20 protein-coding genes are annotated in these 19,833 nt (G+C 73.4%); 13 read left to right on the plus strand and 7 right to left on the minus strand.

The features are described 5' to 3' along the window. Window positions 1-141: 141 nt before the first annotated feature. Complete coding sequence (locus ACTWQH_RS05375) at window positions 142-1,554, plus strand: arylsulfotransferase family protein (RefSeq protein WP_443285164.1); 1,413 nt, start codon at window positions 142-144, stop codon at window positions 1,552-1,554. Window positions 1,555-1,612: 58 nt separating this feature from the next. On the opposite strand, the gene ACTWQH_RS05380 is transcribed toward ACTWQH_RS05375, so the two are convergent. The 4 genes from ACTWQH_RS05380 to ACTWQH_RS05395 form a co-directional block, all read right to left on the minus strand. Then, entirely contained in the window at window positions 1,613-1,906 is a 294-nt protein-coding gene (locus tag ACTWQH_RS05380; RefSeq protein ID WP_443285165.1) for a transcriptional regulator, read from the minus strand. Continuing rightward, complete coding sequence (locus ACTWQH_RS05385) at window positions 1,903-2,172, minus strand: hypothetical protein (protein WP_443285166.1); 270 nt, start codon at window positions 2,170-2,172, stop codon at window positions 1,903-1,905. Before ACTWQH_RS05385 ends, ACTWQH_RS05380 begins: the two co-directional genes overlap by 4 nt. Before the next feature lie 112 nt (window positions 2,173-2,284). Then, on the minus strand, window positions 2,285-2,983 hold the full coding sequence (locus tag ACTWQH_RS05390; RefSeq protein WP_443285167.1) for an HAD family hydrolase: 699 nt from the start codon (window positions 2,981-2,983) through the stop codon (window positions 2,285-2,287). A gap of 28 nt (window positions 2,984-3,011) precedes the next feature. Beyond that, the gene (locus ACTWQH_RS05395) at window positions 3,012-4,460 is read right to left on the minus strand and encodes an MFS transporter (protein ID WP_443285168.1); all 1,449 of its coding nucleotides are present in this window, start codon (window positions 4,458-4,460) and stop codon (window positions 3,012-3,014) included. 160 nt (window positions 4,461-4,620) lie between these two features. Here ACTWQH_RS05395 and ACTWQH_RS05400 point away from each other — a divergent pair, with 160 nt between their 5' ends. Continuing rightward, the gene (locus ACTWQH_RS05400) at window positions 4,621-5,220 is read left to right on the plus strand and encodes an NADPH-dependent FMN reductase (RefSeq protein ID WP_443285169.1); all 600 of its coding nucleotides are present in this window, start codon (window positions 4,621-4,623) and stop codon (window positions 5,218-5,220) included. Between the two features lie 424 nt (window positions 5,221-5,644). After that, window positions 5,645-6,247, plus strand: a complete 603-nt coding sequence (locus tag ACTWQH_RS05405; RefSeq protein WP_443285170.1) for a gamma carbonic anhydrase family protein — start codon at window positions 5,645-5,647, stop codon at window positions 6,245-6,247. On the opposite strand, the gene ACTWQH_RS05410 is transcribed toward ACTWQH_RS05405, so the two are convergent. Further along, complete coding sequence (locus ACTWQH_RS05410) at window positions 6,232-6,747, minus strand: Lrp/AsnC family transcriptional regulator (RefSeq protein WP_443285171.1); 516 nt, start codon at window positions 6,745-6,747, stop codon at window positions 6,232-6,234. The genes ACTWQH_RS05405 and ACTWQH_RS05410 overlap by 16 nt on opposite strands. A 166-nt stretch (window positions 6,748-6,913) precedes the next feature. Between ACTWQH_RS05410 and hppD the strand changes: the two genes are divergently transcribed. The 3 genes from hppD to ACTWQH_RS05425 are packed head-to-tail and all read left to right on the plus strand — an operon-like array spanning window position 6,914 to window position 9,764. Next, a complete protein-coding gene (gene hppD / locus ACTWQH_RS05415; RefSeq protein ID WP_443285172.1) occupies window positions 6,914-8,110 on the plus strand; it encodes a 4-hydroxyphenylpyruvate dioxygenase in 1,197 nt (398 codons plus the stop codon). A gap of 5 nt (window positions 8,111-8,115) precedes the next feature. Next, window positions 8,116-9,279 (plus strand): fumarylacetoacetase, encoded by a 1,164-nt coding sequence (gene fahA, locus ACTWQH_RS05420; protein WP_443285173.1) that lies wholly within the window; start codon window positions 8,116-8,118, stop codon window positions 9,277-9,279. Next, entirely contained in the window at window positions 9,267-9,764 is a 498-nt protein-coding gene (locus ACTWQH_RS05425) for a GNAT family N-acetyltransferase (RefSeq protein ID WP_443285174.1), read from the plus strand. The genes fahA and ACTWQH_RS05425 overlap by 13 nt, the downstream gene beginning before the upstream one ends. Here ACTWQH_RS05425 and ACTWQH_RS05430 read toward each other — a convergent pair. Both ACTWQH_RS05430 and fabG read right to left on the minus strand, forming a co-directional pair. Beyond that, on the minus strand, window positions 9,682-10,758 hold the full coding sequence (locus ACTWQH_RS05430; protein ID WP_443285175.1) for a TIGR03617 family F420-dependent LLM class oxidoreductase: 1,077 nt from the start codon (window positions 10,756-10,758) through the stop codon (window positions 9,682-9,684). The genes ACTWQH_RS05425 and ACTWQH_RS05430 overlap by 83 nt on opposite strands. Next, window positions 10,758-11,462 carry a 3-oxoacyl-ACP reductase FabG gene (fabG, locus tag ACTWQH_RS05435; protein WP_443285176.1) on the minus strand — a complete coding sequence of 235 codons (705 nt, stop codon included), beginning with the start codon at window positions 11,460-11,462 and terminating at the stop codon, window positions 10,758-10,760. The genes ACTWQH_RS05430 and fabG overlap by 1 nt, the downstream gene beginning before the upstream one ends. 190 nt (window positions 11,463-11,652) lie before the next feature. On the opposite strand from fabG, the gene ACTWQH_RS05440 reads away from it, so the two are divergent. The 7 genes from ACTWQH_RS05440 to ACTWQH_RS05470 all read left to right on the plus strand — a co-directional run bounded on the left by ACTWQH_RS05440 (window position 11,653) and on the right by ACTWQH_RS05470 (window position 19,817). Continuing rightward, window positions 11,653-11,943 carry an acyl carrier protein gene (locus ACTWQH_RS05440; protein ID WP_443285177.1) on the plus strand — a complete coding sequence of 97 codons (291 nt, stop codon included), beginning with the start codon at window positions 11,653-11,655 and terminating at the stop codon, window positions 11,941-11,943. 2 nt (window positions 11,944-11,945) lie between these two features. Further along, window positions 11,946-13,205: a beta-ketoacyl-[acyl-carrier-protein] synthase family protein gene (locus ACTWQH_RS05445; RefSeq protein WP_443285324.1), complete on the plus strand. Its 1,260-nt coding sequence runs from the start codon at window positions 11,946-11,948 to the stop codon at window positions 13,203-13,205. A gap of 83 nt (window positions 13,206-13,288) precedes the next feature. After that, on the plus strand, window positions 13,289-14,416 hold the full coding sequence (locus ACTWQH_RS05450; RefSeq protein WP_443285178.1) for a beta-ketoacyl synthase N-terminal-like domain-containing protein: 1,128 nt from the start codon (window positions 13,289-13,291) through the stop codon (window positions 14,414-14,416). A gap of 231 nt (window positions 14,417-14,647) precedes the next feature. Then, entirely contained in the window at window positions 14,648-16,966 is a 2,319-nt protein-coding gene (locus ACTWQH_RS05455; RefSeq protein WP_443285325.1) for an MMPL family transporter, read from the plus strand. Window positions 16,967-17,203: 237 nt separating this feature from the next. After that, complete coding sequence (locus ACTWQH_RS05460; RefSeq protein WP_443285179.1) at window positions 17,204-18,196, plus strand: AvrD family protein; 993 nt, start codon at window positions 17,204-17,206, stop codon at window positions 18,194-18,196. Window positions 18,197-18,295: 99 nt separating this feature from the next. Beyond that, entirely contained in the window at window positions 18,296-19,075 is a 780-nt protein-coding gene (locus tag ACTWQH_RS05465) for an AAA family ATPase (RefSeq protein WP_443285180.1), read from the plus strand. A gap of 82 nt (window positions 19,076-19,157) precedes the next feature. Next, window positions 19,158-19,817, plus strand: a complete 660-nt coding sequence (locus ACTWQH_RS05470; RefSeq protein ID WP_443285181.1) for a TetR/AcrR family transcriptional regulator — start codon at window positions 19,158-19,160, stop codon at window positions 19,815-19,817. The last annotated feature ends 16 nt before the right edge of the window (window positions 19,818-19,833 follow it).

Here is a 19,833-nt window from a genome sequence, read left to right on the forward strand (position 1 = left end):
GATTGGGGGTAGTGGTGAGGAGGGGGGTGCCGCAACTCACGCAGACACGCGTCTGTGCCTCGTTCGACTGGGAGGTCGCACGCAGTGAAACGCAATCGAGGCTTACGACTGTTAGCGGGAAGCGCCGCCGTGCTGGGCTCGGTGGCGCTTGTTGTGTCCGGCGCGCCCGGCGCGCAAGCCGCGGCGGCCGGAGAGGTCGCCCCGTATCAGGCCGAGATCCTTCGGCAGGCCCCCACCCTCACCACGACCACGACCGGCCAGGAGGACCCCGGCTACCTGCTGACCACACCCGGCGTCGGCATGGGCAGCAACGGCGGCGCGGCGATCTACGACAACAGCGGCGAGCTCGTGTGGTTCAGCGAGGGCAACTACTCCAATCTCAAGGAGATCACCTTCCAGGGCGAGCCCGCGCTCGCCATGCTGCGCGGCGGCGGCCAGGCCGTGGTCCTCGACTCCTCCTACACCGAGGTCGCCTCCTTCGGCATGGACGGCTACGACGCCGACTTCCACGCGCTGGCGTTCAACGAGGACGGCAGCCGGGCGCTGCTGGCCGCCTACAACCCCGTCAGCTACGACCTGAGCCCGTGGGGCGGGCCCGCCGACGCCCAGGTCGTCGATGCGGTCGTCCAGGAAGTGGACACCCAGACCGGCGAGGTCACCTTCGAATGGCACGGCCTCGACCACATCCCGGTGGACGAGACCAACCAGCCGCTGACCGAGGAGGGAGTGGACTACCTCCACGCCAACTCGCTGGCTTACGACAGCGACGGCAACATCCTCATGAGCGCCCGCCACACCAGCGCCGTCTACAAGATCGACATCGCCACCGGCGACATCATCTGGCGCTTCGGCGGCGAGAACAGCGACTTCACCTTCGCCGACCCCGCCGCCATGCCGAGCTACCAGCACGACGCCACCCGCCTGCCCGACGGCAGGCTCGCGGTCTTCGACAACGGCGTCGGGCGCAGCCCGCAGGCCTCGCGCGGCGCCGTCTGGGAGATCGACGAGCAGGCCATGACCGCCGACCTCGTGCTGGACCTCCAGCCGCAGGAGCCCGTCTTCGCGGAGGTCACCGGCTCCAGCCAGCCCACGACCAACGGCAACCAGCTCGTGAACTTTGGCAACACCGGCCGGCTCGTGGAGTTCAGCGGCTCCGAGCCCGTCTTCACCGCGACCTTCGCCAGCACCTCCACCTACAAGGCGGAGCGGAGCACGGACTGGGTGGGCACCCCGGCCACCGCGCCCGACGTGGCCTGGACCGAGGCGGCGGGCGACGGCAGCCGCGACCTCTACATGAGCTGGAACGGCGCCACCGAGGTCGACGCCTGGCGCATCGAGGCCCGTGACGCCGACGCCGACGCGGACGCCGACGCGGCAGGCGGCGGCTCCTTCGAGACGGTGGCGACCGTCGACAGGACCGGCTTCGAAACCGGCGCCGAGGTCGCCGTGCCGCAGGACGCCGACATCCTCCGCGTCAGCGCCCTCGACGACGCGGGCCACGTCCTGTCCGCCCGCACCCTCACCGACGGGGTGACCGCGACCATCGGCGAGTGAGCCACCGGCCCCTCGTGACCCGGCCGCTGCCCTGCCTCCGCAGTGGCAGCGGCCGCCGTCAGAGAGCCGGGTCCGACGGCCCCACGATCGCGCGCAACGCCGCGAGATGGCCGCGGTATGCCTCCCGGCCCTGCCGGGTCAGGCACAGCCACACGCGCTGCCGGGTGTCGCGGACGGCCTTGCGCTGCTCGACGTAACCGGCGTCCATCAGCACGGTGACGTGCTTGCTCAGCACGGAGGCCGAGACGTCGAGCTGCCGCTGGACCCGGCCGAACTCCGCCTCGCCCGCGGTGTCCAGCAGGGCGCAGATGCGCAGCCGGTTCGGGGCGTGGATGGTGGTGTCGAAGCTCACGCGGCCGTCCGGGGCTGGGTCCTGCGGTGCAGGCGCACGAAGGCGAGGTGGCAGCCGATCGACGCGGCGGCGCTGATCAGTGAGGCCGCGATCAGCCACACCGGCCACCCCGTGACGCGGAACGCCACCGCCGCGCCCGTCACCAGCGCCGGCAGGCCGACCATGAGCGGCACGGTCGCCCGCTTCGGCAGCACGTCGAAGCGCAGCGCCACCCCGGTCTTCTCACGCCATGCCCTGGCCGCGCGGCTCAGGAGTCCCAGGTACACCGCGATGATCGTCAGCGTGATGCCTATCCAGGCCGGGCGCGGCAGCAGCCACTCCGATTCGGCTACGACGCCCCCGTAGGTGATCGGGAGCGCGGCGGCGGGATCGGCTTGATCAGAAGAGGTCGAGGAGCTCGGTGAGGGAGGAGATCCAGGGCACCCCGCCGTTCGCCGCCGGGGGCGCGTCCCGGCACATCGCGCGTCCCGCGTAGCCGAGGTCGATCGCCGCCGCGACCAGGGCGGGGTCGTCGTCGATGAACAGGCACTGGGCCGGAGCCAGGCCCAGGGCGGTGCTGGCGTGGTGGTACATGCGCGGGTCGGGCTTGTTGCAGCCCAGCTCGGCGGAGATCGCGTACGCCTCGAAGAACTCGTGGATGCCGAGGGCGGCGTGGAGGTCGGGCAGCCCGGGCCAGGCATCCGAGACCACCGCCATCCGTATGCCCCGGCGGCGAAGCTCCTCGAGGGTGCGCGTGACGTCCGGGAAGGTCTCCAGGATGGTGGCCGGGTCGACGGGGCGGCTCAGCTCGGCGAGGAGTCGGGGCGTTGGGTCGATGCCGAGGTGGGTGAGGAGCACGCGGTGGTAGTCGTCGTAGTCGGGCGTCGAGTCCGACGCGTCGAGGAAGCGGTCGCCCGCGGCGATGGCGGCGGCGAAACGCTCGGGAGAAATGGAGGGGACATGGCCGAGGACGGTCGGCTCGAAGTCGGCGCGCGGGTTCCACCGGCCGCCGATCGGCTGCATCAACACGCCGCCGGAGTCGAACAGGACGGCACGCAGGTCCCCCGTGGGCAGCGGCTCTCGTGGCTCTTGCGTCACCTTGAGACACTACGCGACGCCGCGCGGGTCATCGATCTGCCGCCCGCCCGCGCGGGAGGAACGGCACCAGCACCATCGCGGCGCCCGTGATCAGGCCCGCGGCCAGGAAGGCGTCGGCGTACCCGTCCACCACGTCGCCGGACTCGGCCGCCACCGCGCCGAGGATCGCCAGGCCCAGCACCGAGCCGATCTGCCGCGAGGTGTTGATCAGCCCCGCGATGCCGCCCGCGTCGGCCGCGTCGGCGCCGGTCGTGGCGGCGTCCGTCAGCGGCGTCATCAGCAACGCCAGGCCCGCGGACATCACCAGCCCCGGGCCGAGGATCGAGGAGAGGAAGGTGCCGTCGGCGTCGAGGACCGCGCTCTGCCACAGGAAGCCGCCCGCCGTCAGCAGGCCGCCCGCCACCGTCAGGGCGCGGCTGCCGACCCGGGCCATCAGCGCGGGGGAGAGCTGCGAGGCGGCGACCAGCGCGGCGGTGTGCGGCAGGAACGACAGGCCGGTGCGCACGGCGCTGTAGCCGAGGACGTTCTGCATGTAGAGGGTGAGGAAGTACCAGAGCGCGAAGCCGCCGACCATGCTGGTCAGCGTCACGAGGTTGCCGACGGCGACACTGCGGACGCGGAACAGCCGCAGCGGCATCAGCGGGTGCGGGCTGCGCGCCTCCACGGCCACGAACGCCGCGAGCGCGAGCAGGCCGCCGACCGCCCAGCCCAGCGCCCCGGGCGCCGTCCAGCCGCTCGACTCCGTCTCGGTGATGCCGTACGCCAGCGCCGCGACGCCGCCGGTCACCAGCACCGCGCCCGGCAGGTCGAGACCTCCGGACCGACCGGGCCGCTCGCCGCCCGGCTCGCGCAGCCACAGCAGCGCGACCGCGCCGACGAGCAGGCCGATCGGCACGTTGATCAGCAGCACCCAGCGCCAGGAGGCGTAGTCGGTCAGCGTCCCGCCCACGAGGCCGCCCGTGGCGCCGCCCGCCGCGCCCACCGCCGTCCAGGCCGCGATGGCGCGGGTGCGGGCGGCCCCCTCCGGGAGGTTTCCGGTGAGGAGCGAGAGCGTGACCGGCGCGAGGATGGCGGCGCCGACGCCCTGCGCGGCGCGGGCGGCGATGAGGAGCCCGCCGCCCTGGGCCAGGCCGCCGACCAGGCTGGCGGCGGCGAAGAGCCCGAGCCCGGCCAGCAGGATCGGCTTGCGGCCGAAGAGGTCCGACAGCCGGCCGCCGAGCAGCAGGAAGCCGGCGAAGGTGAGGGCGTAGGCGTTGACGACCCACTGGAGGCCGGAGGGGCTGAGGGTCAGGGCCTCGCGCATGCTCGGCAGCGCCACGTTGACCACCGACACGTCGAGCACGACGAGGAACTGGCCGACGTAGGAGGCGAGGAGCACCGGCCAGATGCGGGCCCCGCCGGTGGTGGCGCCGGTGGTGGTGGGGCGGGGGCTGGCGGCGGGGGAGGACGACGGTGCCGTCGTCGACTGCTCGGTCATGCCCGCATCGTGTCCGGGCGCACCCCCGGACCGGATCGGGCCCCGGGCCGATCTGATCCGTACCTGTGTCCTAGGACCGAGTCCGGCTTGACCTCAACCTCGGTTGAAGTTCCACGCTGGGACTCACGAGATCCCCCACCGAAACAGACAGGACCGAGGTATGCCAACGCCAACGCCGACGCACAGCAACGCCGAACGCCTCACCATCGCCGTCATCACCGGAAGCGTCCGCGAGGGCCGGCTCGGCCCCACCGTGAGCCGGTGGTTCGCCGAGCAGGCCGCCGCGTACGCCGCCGACACCGCGACCGTCGACCTCGTGGACCTCGCCGCCGTCCCGCTGCCCCTGACCATGCCGGGCTCCGACGCCGCGCTCGCGGACGTCAGCCCCCGGCTCGCCGCCGCCGACGCGATCGTCGTCGTCACGCCCGAGTACAACCACAGCTTCCCGGCGTCCCTGAAGAACTTCATCGACTGGCACAACCACGAGTGGCACGCCAAGCCCGTCGGCTTCGTCTCCTACGGCGGCCTGTCCGGCGGCGTGCGCGCCGTCGAGCACCTGCGGGCCGTCTTCGCCGAGCTGCACGCCGTGACCGTCCGCGCGACGGTCGCCTTCCCCGACTGCTGGCGGCAGTTCGACGCCGACGGGCAGCCGGTCAACGCCGAGGCGAGCGCCCTCGCCGCCAAGTCCCTCCTCGACCAGCTCATCTGGTGGGGCAGCGCGCTCCGCGCCGCCCGCACCGCCAACCCCTACGTGGGGTAGAGCGCCGCGTGTTCGGCGCGGAGTCACTGCCCTGGCGCCGCGCCGTAACGCATCGGCCAACGGCTCCTCGTAGACAACCGGCGGAGAACGCCGTGCCGGCCCACCCGAGGAGACACCCGACGAGAACCGCCACCCGCGTCATGCTGGCCGCCGCCGTGCTGGCCACGGCGGTGGCCGCGCCCACCGCCGCCGGGCAGGCCCGTCCTCGCACCCGCAGTCGCACCCGCAGTCGCACCCGCAGTCGCAGGACGAGCCCGTCGTCCAGGCGGTGCGTCAGGTGGGCCGACCACCGGCGGCGGCGGCACGCTGCGCATGTGGGCCGCGCCCGACGACGGCGAGGAAACGGCCGGCACCGAGATCCTCATCTACGAGGCCCAGGTGGACTGATCTCCACCGCGCGAGGCACCCGAGGGAGGATGTCCGCATGACGACTCCCGCATCGAACGGCACACCGAACGGCACACCGAACGCCTCACCGAACAGCGCCGCACCGAACGCCGCGTCGCCCGCCATCGTCGAGTTCGGCGGCGCCCGCCCCCGCGTCGATCCCGAGGCGTGGATCGCGCCGGGCGTGGTGCTCGTCGGCAACGCGCGCGTCGCCGCGCGGGCCAGCGTCTGGTACGGCGCGGTGCTGCGCGCCGACATGGACAGCATCACCCTCGGGGCGCGCAGCAACATCCAGGACGGCTGCGTCCTCCACACCGACTACGGCTTCCCGACCGTCGTCGGCGAGGGCGTGAGCGTCGGGCACCGGGCGGTGCTGCACGGCTGCACCATCGGCGACGACGTGCTCGTCGGCATGGGGGCGATCGTGCTCAACGGCGCCCGCGTCGGGGAGGGCTCCCTGATCGCGGCCGGGGCGGTGGTGCTGGAGGGCGCGGAGATCCCGCCGGGCTCGCTCGTCGCCGGCGTGCCCGGCAAGGTGCGGCGCGAGCTGGCGCCCGAGGAGCGCGACCGCGTCCGGGTCAACGCCGAGCACTACGTCGACCTGGCCGCCCGGCACGCGGCCGCTCACTCCTCCCGGTAGGCCGGGGCCCGGCGCGGCCCGGAGCGCGGGTGCTCGGCCAGCAGCGGCAGGGTGCGCGGCGCCACCACCGTCGACAACACGACGACGCTGGTGGAGCGGGCGATGCCGGGCGAGCGGTTGAGCTTCAGCAGGATCTGCTGGAGGTCCTCGTGCGAGGAGGCCGCCAAGCGGCAGATCACGTCCGAGGAGCCGGTCGTGGCGTACGCCTCCAGCACGGCCGGGATGGCGGCGAGCTCGTCGGCCACCCTGTCCAGGGCGCCCTGCGCGATCTCCAGGGTGACGAACGCCCGCACCGGGAAGCCGGCGGCGGCCACGTCCACGTCCGGGCCGTAGCCCGTCACCACGCCCGCCCGCTCCAGGCGTTCCAGCCGGGCCTGGACGGTGCCGCGCGCCACGCCGAGCGTCCGGGACAGCTCCAGGATCCCGGCCCGGCCGCCGGCGGCCAGCGCGCGCAGCAGGTCGACGTCGAGCGAGTCGAGGGCGTAGGGCACGGGCGGCATGGGGTCTCCTCAACAACCGGCGGCGACTGGCGGCACATGGTCGGCAGCTGGCGGCAACTGGTCGGATTGTCCAGCAGATGCGGGCATCCGGCCCGCGATCTGGACAGCGCTACCAGAAGGACGCGCCATTGTTGCGCAGTCAGGCGGGGCGCGCTCTCCTGGTCACATGAGCGGCGCGGAAGGCATGCGACTCACCGGGCAGGAGAAGGCGGCGCGGCTGAACGCCGAGCAGCTGCGGCAGCTCGTCGGGCTCGTGGAGCACGACGCCGAGGGCGACCCGTTCCCGGTCTCCGGCTGGGACGCGGTGGTGTGGGTCGTCGGCAACGCCACCCAGGCCGCCCTGTACTACCAGGCGGTCCTCGGCATGGAGCTGGTCGCCTACTCGGGGCCCGAGACCGGCAACCGCGACCACCACGCGTACGTCCTGCGCTCGGGCGCCGTCCGCTTCGTCGTCAAGGGCGGCGTGGACCCGGCCAGTCCGCTGCTCGACCACCACCGGCGGCACGGCGACGGCGTCGTCGACATCGCGCTGGAGGTGCCGGACGTGGACCGCTGCGTCGCGCACGCGCGGGCGCGGGGGGCGCGGATCCTCGAGGAGCCGCGCGAGGTGGGCGACGAGCACGGCACGGTGCGGCTGGCGGCGATCGCGACGTACGGCGAGACCCGGCACAGCCTCGTGGAGCGCTCCCGCTACGCCGGCCCCTACCTGCCCGGCTACGAGGCGCGCGAGCCGACCGGCGAGCCCGCGCGGCTCTTCCAGGCGCTCGACCACGTGGTGGGCAACGTCGAGCTGGGCCAGATGGACCGGTGGGTGGCGTTCTACAACCGGGTGATGGGCTTCACCAACATGGCGGAGTTCGTCGGCGAGGACATCGCCACCGAGTACTCGGCCCTGATGAGCAAGGTGGTGGCCAACGGCGACCACCGGGTGAAGTTCCCGCTCAACGAGCCGGCGCGGGGCAGGAAGCGCTCGCAGATCGACGAGTACCTCGACTACTACACCGGCCCCGGCGTACAGCACCTGGCGCTGGCCACCAACGACATCCTCGCCACGGTCGACACGCTGCGGGCGCGGGGCGTGGAGTTCCTGCCGACGCCGGACACCTACTACTCCGACCCCGAGCTGCGCGCCCGCATCGGGCACGTGCGGGTGCCGATCGACGAGCTGCGCGGGCGCGGCATCCTCGTCGACCGCGACGAGGACGGGTACCTGCTCCAGATCTTCACCCGGCCGCTCGGCGACCGGCCCACGGTCTTCTTCGAGTTCATCGAGCGGCACGGCTCGCTCGGCTTCGGCGTCGGCAACTTCAAGGCGCTGTTCGAGGCGATCGAGCGGGAGCAGGCGCGGCGGGGCAACTTCTAGTGCCGGTGGAGCCGACGCTGCCCTACGGCAGCTTCACCACGGCCGACCAGCCCGGCCGCCCCCGCGTCGGCGTCGCCCGCGGCGACACCGTGCTGGACCTGACCGCCGCCTCGGCCTCGCTGCTGCCCGAGCACGCCGCGCTCTTCGCCGCCGGCACGCTCGACCCGCTGCTCGCCGCCGGGCCCGAGGCGTGGGCGCGGGTGCGCGCGGCCGTGACCGGGTGGCTCGTCGAGCCGGGCGGGGGCGACCTCGCGCCCGAGCTGCTCGTGCCGCGCGCCGCCGCCCGGATGCGGCTGCCGTTCGCCGTCGCCGACTACGTCGACTTCTACGCCAGCGAGCACCACGCCGCCAACCTCGGCCGCATCCTGCGCCCCGGCACCGACCCGCTCACCCCGAACTGGCGCCACATGCCCATCGGCTACCACGGCCGCGCCGGCACGGTGGTCGTCTCGGGAACGCCGGTGACGCGGCCGTGCGGCCAGCTCCGGGCGGCCGACGGGAGCGTGGCGTACGGGCCCTCGCGGCGGCTGGACTTCGAGGCCGAGCTCGGCTTCGTCGTCGGCACGCCCTCGGCGCCGGGCCGCCCGGTGCCGCTGGCCGAGGCCGGGCGGCACCTGTTCGGCGTGTGCCTGGTCAACGACTGGTCGGCCCGCGACATCCAGGCGTGGGAGTACGTGCCGCTGGGCCCGTTCCTCGGCAAGTCCTTCGCCACCTCGATCTCGCCGTGGGTGGTGCCGCTGGCCGCGCTGGAGAGCGCCCGCGTGCCGCCGCCGCCCCGCGACCCGCGCCCGCTGCCGTACCTCGACGACGCCGGGGCCGAGCCGCCGTGGGGCCTGGACATCCGGCTGGAGGTGGCGCTCAACGGGCACGTGGTCTCCCGGCCGCCGTTCGCCGCGATGTACTGGACGGCCGCCCAGCAGCTCGCCCACCTGACGGCGAACGGCGCCTGGCTGCGCACCGGCGACCTGCTGGCCTCCGGCACCGTCAGCGGCCCGGGGCGGGACGAGCGCGGCTCGCTCATCGAGCTGTCGTGGAACGGCGCCGAGCCGCTGACGCTACCCGGCGGCGCCGAGCGGGCGTTCCTTCAGGACGGCGACGAGGTCACCATCACCGCCCGCGGCCTCGACTTCGGCGAGGTGCGCGGGCGCGTGGTGGGATGGGGGGCATGAGTGATGTGCACATACGGGCCGCCGGGGCCGGGGACGCCGAGGCGGTGCTGGCGTTCTGGAAGCGCGCGGCCGAGGGAGTGAGCGTCAGCGACGACATCGAGGGCGTGCGCGGGCTGGTGGCGCGCGACCCGGAGGCGCTGCTGCTGGCCGAGCGGGACGGCGAACTGGTGGGCACCGTCATCGCGGGGTTCGACGGCTGGCGGTGCCACCTCTACCGGCTGGCGGTGGCGCCCGAACGCCGGCGGCAGGGCGTCGCCACGGCCCTGCTGGCGGCGGCCGAGCGGCGCTTCGCCGCGCTCGGCGGGCGCCGCGCGGACGCCATGGTGCTCCACGCCAACGAGCAGGCCCACCACGCCTGGGCCGCCCGGGGCTACGAGCGGCAGCCGCACTGGGGCCGGTGGGTCAAGCCGCTGCCGGGGCAGGGGCCGGCGCCGACAGCAGGCGCAGCTCGCTCACCAGCGGAAGCCAGCGCTGCGGATCGGTGACGTTGGGCTCGTAGAAGCCCATCGTGGTGGCCATCCCGGCGTACTCCTCGTGCAGCGCCCGGGCCACCTGGGCCGGCTCGCCGACGAACGCGAAGGTGCGCAGCACCGTGTCGTCGATGACCGACGGCATCTCGTCCGTCCTGCCCTCGGCCGCCAGCCGGTGCAGCTCGTCGCGCACCCCGCCCAGGCCGTGGAGCTCCAGGATGCGCTCGTAGGTGGGCGCGGCCGTGTAGAACGCGATCTGGGCGCGGGTGCTGGCCACCGACCGCTCGAACTCCTCCTCGGTGCGGCCCGTCGCGATCATCGGCGTGAAGTGGAGCTCGAAGCCGTCCATCGGCTTCCCGGCCTTCTCCCGGCCGCGCCGCAGCGCGGGCAGCGTCACCTCCTCAAGGAAGAGGCGGGTGCTGATGTTGTGCACCACGAAGCCGTCGGCCACCTCGCCGGCCATCTCCGTCATCGCCTCGCCCACCCCGGCCAGCACCACGGGCGGCCAGCCGTGCGGGTTGGGGCCGGGGTTGAAGAACGGCGCCATCAGCGTGTGGCGGTAGAACTCGCCGCGGAAGCGGAGGCGTTCGCCCGTCTCGAAGCTGCGCCAGATCGCCCGCAGCGCCATCACGTACTCCCGCATCTGGGCCACGGGGCGCGCCCACGGCATGCTGAAGCGCTTGGTGACGTGCGTCTTGAGCTGGGTGCCGAGGCCCAGGGTGAAGCGGCCCTGTGAGACGAGCTGGAGGTCGTTGGCCAGCATCGCCGTGGACATGGGGTTGCGGGCGAAGGCGACGGCGATGCCCGAGCGCAGCGCCATGCGCGAGGTGGAGCCGGCGGCCACGGTCAGGCTCAGGAACGGGTCGTGGCGGGTCTCGGAGACCACCAGCTCGTCGTAGCCCGCCTCCTCCAGGCGGCCGGCGAGCCCGCCGAGCTCGGCCGGGGAGACGGAGATCGCCGCGAAGCCGGTCTTCATCGGCGCGGTGGGGGCGTTGGTCGGTGCGTTCATCAGTACCCCATTCCGTAGCCGCCGCTGACGGGGATGACCGCGCCCGTGATGTAGCTCGCCTGCTCGCCGGCGAGGAAGCGCACCAGCGGCGCGACCTCCTCGGGCCGCCCGGGCCGCCCCATGGGCGTGGCGCCGAGGATGTCGGCGCGGCGGCCGTCGCTGAGGTCGGCCACGAGGTCGGTGTCGATCAGGCCGGGCGCGACGACGTTCGCGGTCACGTTGCGGCGCGCCACCTCGTACGCCAGGGAGCGCGCGAAGCCGATCATGGCCGACTTGGAGGCGGCGTAGTTGCTCACCCCGCTCGCGCCCATCATGCCGGCGGCCGAGCCCATGAAGATCAGCCGCCCCCACCGGGCCCTGGCCATGTCCAGCAGGGCGCGCCGGGCGACCCGCACCGCGCCGAGGAAGTTGGTGTCGAGCACCTCGTGGAAGTCCTCGTGGTCCATGCCGAGGAAGAGGTTGTCGCGGGTGATGCCGGCGTTCGACACCAGCACCTGCACCGGACCGTGCTGGGCGGTCACCTCGTCGAACATGGCCTCGACGGAGCGGGGGTCGGTGACATCGCAGCGAACGCCGAACAGCCCGTCGGGCGGCGATCCGGTGCGGTAGGTGACCGAGACCTTGTCGCCCGCCTCGGCGAACTCCCGGGCGACGGCGAGGCCGATGCCCCTGCTGCCGCCGGTGATGAGGACGGAACGGCTCACTGAATGCCTCCCTGTGCACTGCCGCTGAATTCCCGTTGCCGCCAGACGCTGCTGGGCGCACATCAAAGCGAGGTCAATGCGGCGTCAATGCGTGTCACTTAAGGGGAATTCCGCTGGTGAATTCGGCGAGCGGCTGGTTAGCGTCGGCAGCGCCAAGAACAAAGCCGCAGCAATGGAGGAGTGACATCTCATGGCGGAACAGCTGACCACCGTTGACGCCCCCGTGGATATTCCCGCGATGCGCGACGCGATACGTGAGATCGTCATGGCCGAGCTGGAGGTCGAGCCGGGGGAGCTCAACGACGAGGGCCACTTCGTGGACGAGTACGACGCCGACTCGCTCTCCCTGATCACGATCGTCAGCCGGGTCGAGAAGGAGCTGGGCGTCCGCGTCCCCAAGACTGAGCTGAAGAAGATGACCAACCTCGCCGCCACCTTCGGGGTCGTCGAGGCGCACGTCGACGGCGAGGCGGTGAGGTGACGGTGGGCGCATCCGGCGGTGCACCCGGCGGTGCATCCGGCGGCGGGGCGGGAGCCCGCGTCGCGGTCACCGGCATCGGCGTCGTCAGCAGCGTCGGCGTCGGGGTGGCCGCGTTCAGCGCCGCGATCCGTGGCGGGCGCACCGGAACGTCGCCGATCAGCAGCTTCGACGCGGGCGGCTTCCCGGTCACCATGGCGGGCGAGGTGCGCGGCTTCGCGCCCGGCGAGTGGCTGGAGAACATCAACGCCCGCGACTGGGGCCGCAGCGCCCAGTTCGCGGCGGTCGCCGCCCGGCTGGCAGTGCGCGACGCCGGGCTCGACCCGGACGCGCTCTCCCGCGCCGAGGCCGGCTCGGTGATGGGCACGACGGGCGGCGAGTCCACCGTGCTCCAGGAGCTGGTGGAGTCGGCCCTGGACGACGGCCTCAAGAGCCTCGAACCGGACCTGATCGCGCAGCTGCCGGCCAGTCAGATCGCCAACGCCGTCAACAGCGAGCTGCTGCTGACCGGCGAGGCGCAGACGGTGCCGACGGCCTGCTCCGCCAGCAACTTCGCGCTGGGCTACGCCTATGACCTGGTGCGCGGCGGCGAGGCGGACATCATGATCGCCGGCGGCGCGGACGCCGTGAACCGGGCGACGCACGCCGGGTTCTACCAGCTCGGCGCGCTCTCCCCGGACGTCTGCCGCCCGTTCGACGCCGAGCGGGAGGGCATCCTGACGGCGGAGGGCGGCGTCGCGCTGGTGCTGGAGCCCCTGGAGGCGGCGCTGGCGCGCGGCGCGCGGCCGTACGCCGAGCTGCTGGGGTACGGCGTCAACTGCGACGCCAAGCACATGGTGAACCCGGACGCGGCGAGCATCGCCGAGTGCATGCGGCTCGCGCAGCGCGACGCGGGCGTGGGCCCGGAGGAGATCGACTACATCTGCGCCCACGGCACCGGCACGCCCACCAACGACGCGACCGAGATCGCCGCCGCCCGGCAGGTCTTCGGCGACCGGCTGCCGCCCATCAGCTCCATCAAGTCGATGATCGGCCACACCATGGGCGCGGCGAGCGGCCTGGGCGCGGTGATGTGCTGCAAGGCGCTCCAGGAGGGCTTCCTGCCCCCGACCGCGAACGTGCGCGCCGTCGACCCGCAGCTCGGCCCGGGCGTGGACTGCGTGCCGGGCACGGCCCGGGCGGCCAGCCCTCGGGTGGCGCAGAACCACGGCTTCGCGTTCGGCGGCAACAACGCGATCACCATCTTCGGGAAGGTGGCGGAATGACAGCCACGGCAACGGCGACGGCAACGGCAACTGCGACGGCGACGGCAGCGGCGAGGGCAGCGGCGGCGCCTGCGACGACGACCATGACGATCACCGGCTGCGGGGTTCTCTCCGCGGCCGGGCCCGGCCTCGCGGCGCTGGCGGCGGCGCTCAGGGACGGCGGCGCCACGGCGGCGTCCGAGCCGGCCGCCGACCCGGTCGGCGAGTTCCCGCCCCGGCCGCTGCGGCCGGTGCCGGCGTTCGACATCCGCGACTACCTGGGGCGCAAGGGCACCAGGAAGCTCGACCGCTTCAGCACGCTGGGCCTGGCCGCCGCGCGGCTGGCGCTTCAGGGGCGCGGCGACGGCGGGGAGGCCGTGGATGCCGGCGACGACGAGACGGGCGTGGTGCTGGCCACCAGCACCGGCAGCCTGCGCAGCCTCACCGCCGTCGCCCGGGACACGCTGGTGCAGCCCAAGCCGTACCTCGTGGACCCCTCGGCGTTCCCCAACACCGTCATGAACAGCTGTGCCGGCCAGATCGCGATCTGGAACGGGCTGCGCGGCCTGAACGCCACGGTGGCGGGCGGCCAGGTCTCCAGCATCGCGGCGCTGCGGTACGCCCGCACCGCGCTCGCGCGGGGGCGGGCGCGGCGCCTGCTGGTGGGCGGCGTCGAGGAGCTGACCCCGGCCGTGGCCTGGGGCAGGCACCGGGTGGGAGGCCTGCTGCCGGACGCCGCGCTCGGCGAGGGCGGCGGGTTCCTCGTCGTCGAGCCCTCGGCGTACCGCCCGGCGGAACGCGCCCGCGGCGCGCTCGCCGAGGTGCTGGCCGCCGAGGTCGCGTACTACGGCGGCGCGCTGAACCACCGCGTGAGCCTCGCCGACGGGCTGGCCCGGTGCCTGGAGCGGGCCCTGGCGCGCGCCGGGGTCGACCCCGCCCGGGTCGACGTGGTCTCGGCGGGCAGCGGCCACCAGGTGGCGCTTCGGCGCATCGAGGAGCGCGCACTGGCCCGCGTGCTCCCGGCGGCCGGCGGCCGCGCCGTGATCCGGGTCGCCGACGCGCTGGGCGACTGCTACAGCGCGAGCGGCGCCATGCAGCTCGCGGCCCTGCTCGCCGTGTGGGGGGACGGGGATCACCCGGGGGGACAGCGCATCGGCCTGGTCACGAGCGTCGGCCACGACGGGAACGTGGGCTGCGCCGTGGTGCGCGAGGCGCGCTCCGCCGACTCCTGACGCCCCTGACTGCCCCTGACGCCCCTGACATTCCGACAACCGCCCCACCACGGGGCAATGTTGACAGTGTGAGCATCGCCGATACGATGAGCTCGCGGGGATGTTGTCAGCGTTCACATCCTGGCGGCTCATGCCCACCAGGCGGCTCGCTCACCGATCTCGTCCGTGCACACCACGCACACCACGCACACCATCCACACCGACTCCGGCATCCCGAGGGGGACGCTCATCATGTTCACCTGGCTCGGCCGCCTCGCCTTCCGGCGGGCCCGGCTGCTGCTGATCATCACCGGGCTCGTGGTCGCGGTCGCCGGCGTGCTGGCGACCGGCGCGATGGAGCGGCTCAAGGTCGGCGGGTTCCTCGACCCCGAGGCCCCCTCGACCGAGGCCGCCGAGCTGATCGACTCCCAGTTCGGCGGGCAGGCGAACATCGTCTTCCTCGTCGAGGCGACCGAGGGCGCCGGCGAGGGCGCCGGAGAGGACGCCGGTGAGGGCAGCGGCGGCGGCTCGGTGGACTCGCCCGCCGTGCGCGAGGCGGGCGAGCGGCTCACCGAGCGGCTCGCCGCCGAGCCGGAGCTGAGCAACGTCGTCTCCTACTGGTCCACCGGCGCGCGGGCGTTGAAGTCCACCGACGACCGCTACGCCGTCGTCACCGCCCACGTCGCCGGCGACGAGCACGAGGCGCTGGAGCACACCCAGGACCTCCACGACGAGTACGAGGGCTCGCTGGGCGCGGCCGAGGTGACCTTCGGCGGCTGGCAGGGCGTCAACCGCGACATCTTCGAGAACGTCATGACCAGCCTCGCCATCGCCGAAGCCATCGCGGTGCCGCTGACGCTCATCCTCCTGCTCGCGGCGTTCGGCAGCGTCGTCGCCGCCACCCTGCCGCTGGCCATCGGCCTGCTCGCCATCGTCGGCACCTTCGGCCTGCTCAGCGTCCTCGGCAGCGTCACCGACGTGTCGATCTTCTCCGCCAACCTCACCACCGCGCTCGGCCTCGGCCTGGGCATCGACTACGCCCTGCTGATCGTCGCCCGCTACCGCGAGCGGCTCACGGCGGGCGACAGCGTCGAGGACGCCCTGGTCAACACCGTGCGCACGGCGGGCCGCACCATCGTCTTCTCGGCCGCCATCGTCGCCGCCTCGCTCGCCACGATGCTGCTCTTCCCGCTGTACTTCCTGCGCTCCTTCGCCTACGCGGGCATAGGCGTCGTCACCATCGCGGCCCTGGCCGCCCTCTTCGTCGTCCCCGCGCTGCTGGCGCTCCTCGGGCACCGGATCAACGCCGGCAAGCTGCCCTGGGTCACCGGCATCCGCGGCGGCGACGCCCCGTTCTGGGGCAGGCTCGCCCGCGGCGTGGCGCGGCGCCCGCTGCTGGCCGTGCTGCCGGTCGCCGCCGTGCTGCTGGTCGCGGCGTCGCCGCTGCTGGGCGTCCAGTTCGGCACGCCCGACGAGCGGGTGCTGCGCGACGACGTGGCCAGCCGCGAGGTCAGCACCACCCTGCGGGAGGACTTCGAGGGCTTCGACGACAGCGCCATCGAGGTGGTCACCACGACCGGGCTGTCCGACGAGGCCCTCGCCGACCTCGCCACCCGGATCTCCGAGCGGCCCGGCGTCGTCCAGGTCGAGACCAGCGGCGGGGTCTACGCCTCGGGCCAGGCCGTGCCCGGCGCGCGGCCCGCGGCGGAGCGCGGCAGCGACGACGCCGAGTGGCTGACCGTCGCCACCGACCTGACGCCCAAGTCCGACGAGGCCACCGACCTCGTCCGCGACCTGCGGGCGATGGAGGTGAACGCCGGCGACCCCGGCGGCGGCGAGGCGACGACGCTCCTCGTCGGCGGCACCGACGCCGAGCTCATCGACACCCGCGACGCCATCGGCTCCCGGCTGGCGCTCGCCCTGGCCGTGATCGTGCTCATCACCTTCCTGGTGCTCTTCCTCTTCACCGGCAGCGTGGTGCAGCCGCTGCGGGCCCTGCTGCTCAACGGGCTCGGACTGGTCGCCACGCTCGGCGCCATGGTGTGGGTCTTCCAGGAGGGCCACCTGTCGGGGCTGCTCGGCTTCACCCCCCAGCCGACGGACTCGGCCATGTCGGTGCTGATCTTCTGCGTCGTCTTCGGACTCGCCATGGACTACGAGGTGTTCGTCATCGCCCGGATCAAGGAGATGCACGACGCCGGTCTCGGCGACCGGGAGGCGGTGGAGCAGGGGCTGTCCAGGACCGGGCGGATCGTGTCCACGGCCGCCGGGCTGCTGGCCGTCAGCTTCCTCGCCTTCGGCACCAGCTCCATCAACTTCGTGCAGATGTTCGGCCTCGGCGCGGGGCTCGCGATCCTGCTGGACGCCGTCCTCATCCGCGGCGTGCTGGTGCCGGGCTCGCTGGCGCTGCTGGGGCGGGCGGCCTGGTGGCTGCCGGGCCCGCTCAAGCCGGTGCACGCCCGCCTCGGCCTGTCGGAGGCACCGGAGGAGGCCGCGCCGCCGCCGGCCCCGGCAGCGGGGAGCGGCGATGCCGGGCCGCCCAAGCGGCCCGTGGCCTCCGGACGCCGCTGAGCTGAGGCCGCCGACGTCGGCGACGTCGCCGACGTCGCCGCCCCCAGACCCCCGGCCCGCCCTCCTGTATGACCAGCAGGAAGGCGGGCCGGGGCCGTTTCCTCTCCATCTCCCGTCTCCCGCCTTCCCTCGTCCATCTTCCATCGGAAATTGACGGCGGTTTGATGTCCCGCCGCCAGGATGAGCCCAGAAGAAAAAGGAATCACGTGGTCACCGAAGAACCGGAGGCGAAAAAGGGTGACGACAGCGCTGAGGTTCACCTCGATCGACGATTTCCTGGGCGACGGCAGAAAGCGCTACTTCAGCCAGGGGTTCAAGCGCGTCAGCCAGCGGCTGACCGGAATAGCCGTGGGGCCCGGGGAACACGGCGCCGGCCAGGTCGCCGCGACCGCCGCCGTCACGTACCCCGCCGACTGGTCGCGCAAGAACGCCGCGATGGACCTGCGCCCCCACCTGTCCTCCGTGGACGCCATGGTGATCGGCGTTCAGCTCGCGGAGATCCACCTGACCCACGCCCACCGCCTCACCCCCGAGCAGCGGCGCGCCTGCTGGCTGCGGCGTTTCGTGATGCGCTCCGGGGGCCGCCCCCAGGAGTCCCTGGCCAGCTTCCCCGTGACCGCCGTGCTCCGCGAGACCCGCCCGCGTCACGGGCTCGTGCGGCCCGCGGTGTCCACCTTCGACATCGGCGTCGGCGGAATGCGCATCGCGTGCGAGGTCGAACACGACCTGGGCGACCGGGCTTTCGACGACGCCTGGTACGACACGGCCGAGGACGTCCTCGGCGACGCCGCCGACCGCTACTACGGCGACGGCTTCCGCGCCCGCGACCACGACATCCGCGAGGTGGACCTCGCGCCCGACGGCAGCCACGTGCGGGCGGTGGCCGCGATCGCGGACGCGCGGGTCTCCCGGGAGGGCTTCGGCGCCGCGTACCAGCCCTCGCGCACCATGGTGGACTGCTTCCTCGCCCTGGCGCAGCTCGCCCAGCTCCTCATCTACCACGAGGACAACCTCAGCCGGGGCCAGAGCAACACGCTGTGGATGCGCAGGCTGACGATGACCTGCGACCGCCCGGACGCCCCGCTCGGCGAGGCGTTGCCGCTGGCGGTCCACCGCGAGCGCAGCGACTTCCTCGACACCGGCGACGGGCAGTGGCGCAAGGCCGACATGACCGGCGACTTCCAGAGCGTGCAGGCGCGCTCCTCCATGGCCCACAGGCTGCCCGCCTGACGACGCCTGACGACGCCTGACGAACGACCAGCAGACCAGCAGACCAGCAGAGCGACAGAGCGACCGACCAAGGACCGACGAGGACACAGGACACAGCCGATGGAACGACAGATCAGGCTCGCCGTCTCCGGCACCTACTCGACCGGCAAGACGACGACCACCGAGGCGATCGCGATCGCCACCGGCATCCCCCGCACCCACGCGCTGACCGCCCGCGACATCCTGCACGACCTGCTGCCGGGCAGGCGCCTCGACCAGCTGTCGGCGTCGGAGCTGATGGTGATCGGATTCCGGCGCATGGAGGAGCGCATCCACCACGAGGCCGCCGCGATGGAACGCACCGGGTCGTTCGTCGCCGACGGCTCCGTCATCCACGAGTGGGTCTACGGCCACGTGCGCATGCGCGTCGGCATCAACCCGCAGGCCAACCGGTGGAGCCGCATGGCCCGCGAGATCGCCGGGATCCCGCTGAAGCCGATGGTCAGGCAGACCATGGACGCCTGGGGCACCGTCGTCAAGAACCGGGCCAGGAACTACTACGACGCCTTCATCCACCTGCCGGTCGAGCTCCACATCAAGCAGGACGGGCACCGCCCGGTCTCCGAGGAGTTCCGCAAGCTGGCCGACCGGCTGCTGCTGGAGACGGTCCAGGACATCGGCATCCCGCACCACGTGGTCCGCGGCAGCCTCGCCGAGCGCGTCGGGCGGATCGTCGAGCTGTTCGACCTGCCGCTGGTCATGCCGCTGGAGGACGCCGTGGCCATGGCCGAGGAGTCGGTGAAGCGGCAGCGCGAGAAGCTGGAGCAGCGGGCCCGCCAGCAGGAGGAGTCCAACCCGGTCTCGCGGCGCAAGCGCCTCAAGTACGCCATCCGCTTCTGAGGTTGCGCCTGAGGTTGGGTCCGAGATTCGGTCCGAGATTGGGCCCGGGGCTGGGCCCGAGGCCGGCCGTACACTGGTGGGCGTGACGACGGCGGTGCGCAGCCAGGACGGTCGGGGCGCCAAGGGCGCGGGCAAGGGCGCCTACCACCACGGCGACCTGCACAACGCGCTGACCGACGCCGCCGTCGAGCTGGCCGCCTCGGGCGGGCCGCAGGCCGTCGTGCTGCGCGAGGCCGCCCGGCGGGTGGGCGTTTCCGCGGCTGCGGCGTACCGGCACTTCGACAGCCACGCCGACCTGCTGCGCGCCGTGAAGCAGCGGTCCCAGCGGGCGCTCGACGAGGCGATCGTCACGGCGTTGGCGGCGCAGGAGCCGCTGCCCGACGAGGGCGATGACGCCGTGCGCCGCCTGCGCGCCATCGCCCGCGGGTACGTCACCTTCGCCCTCGCCGAGCCCGGCCTGTTCCGCTCGTGCTTCTGCCACACCCACGGCGACGCCACCGCCGAGAGCGTGCGGGAGTACGACACCTTCCGGCTGCTGCACGAGGTGCTCGACACCCTCGTCGCGGCCGGGCGGCTCAGCCCTGAGCTGCGGGAGGGCGGGGAGACGGCCGCCTGGGCGACCGTCCATGGCCTCGCCACCCTGCTGCTCGACGGACCGCTGAGCGCGCTGCGTCGGGAACACCGCCCCGCCGTCATCGAACGCACCCTGGACGCGGTGGTCAACGGGCTGCGCCTGGAGTGAGCCGACGCCGCCGGGC

The organism is Streptomyces sp. 6N223 (assembly GCF_052246635.1).
Classification (GTDB): Bacteria; Actinomycetota; Actinomycetes; order Streptomycetales; family Streptomycetaceae; genus Streptomyces.

Excerpts from the sequence above, each read along its gene's own strand:
- ACTWQH_RS05400 (WP_443285169.1), top strand. The coding sequence starts at position 4,621 with ATGCCAACGCCAACGCCGACGCACAGCAACGCCGAACGCCTCACCATC.
- ACTWQH_RS05465 (WP_443285180.1), top strand. The coding sequence starts at position 18,296 with ATGGAACGACAGATCAGGCTCGCCGTCTCCGGCACCTACTCGACCGGC.
- ACTWQH_RS05395 (WP_443285168.1), bottom strand. The coding sequence starts at position 4,460 with ATGACCGAGCAGTCGACGACGGCACCGTCGTCCTCCCCCGCCGCCAGC.
- ACTWQH_RS05425 (WP_443285174.1), top strand. The coding sequence starts at position 9,267 with ATGGGGGGCATGAGTGATGTGCACATACGGGCCGCCGGGGCCGGGGAC.
- hppD (WP_443285172.1), top strand. The coding sequence starts at position 6,914 with ATGAGCGGCGCGGAAGGCATGCGACTCACCGGGCAGGAGAAGGCGGCG.
- ACTWQH_RS05410 (WP_443285171.1), bottom strand. The coding sequence starts at position 6,747 with ATGCCGCCCGTGCCCTACGCCCTCGACTCGCTCGACGTCGACCTGCTG.
- ACTWQH_RS05455 (WP_443285325.1), top strand. The coding sequence starts at position 14,648 with ATGTTCACCTGGCTCGGCCGCCTCGCCTTCCGGCGGGCCCGGCTGCTG.
- ACTWQH_RS05405 (WP_443285170.1), top strand. The coding sequence starts at position 5,645 with ATGACGACTCCCGCATCGAACGGCACACCGAACGGCACACCGAACGCC.
- ACTWQH_RS05440 (WP_443285177.1), top strand. The coding sequence starts at position 11,653 with ATGGCGGAACAGCTGACCACCGTTGACGCCCCCGTGGATATTCCCGCG.
- ACTWQH_RS05450 (WP_443285178.1), top strand. The coding sequence starts at position 13,289 with ATGACGATCACCGGCTGCGGGGTTCTCTCCGCGGCCGGGCCCGGCCTC.
- ACTWQH_RS05430 (WP_443285175.1), bottom strand. The coding sequence starts at position 10,758 with ATGAACGCACCGACCAACGCCCCCACCGCGCCGATGAAGACCGGCTTC.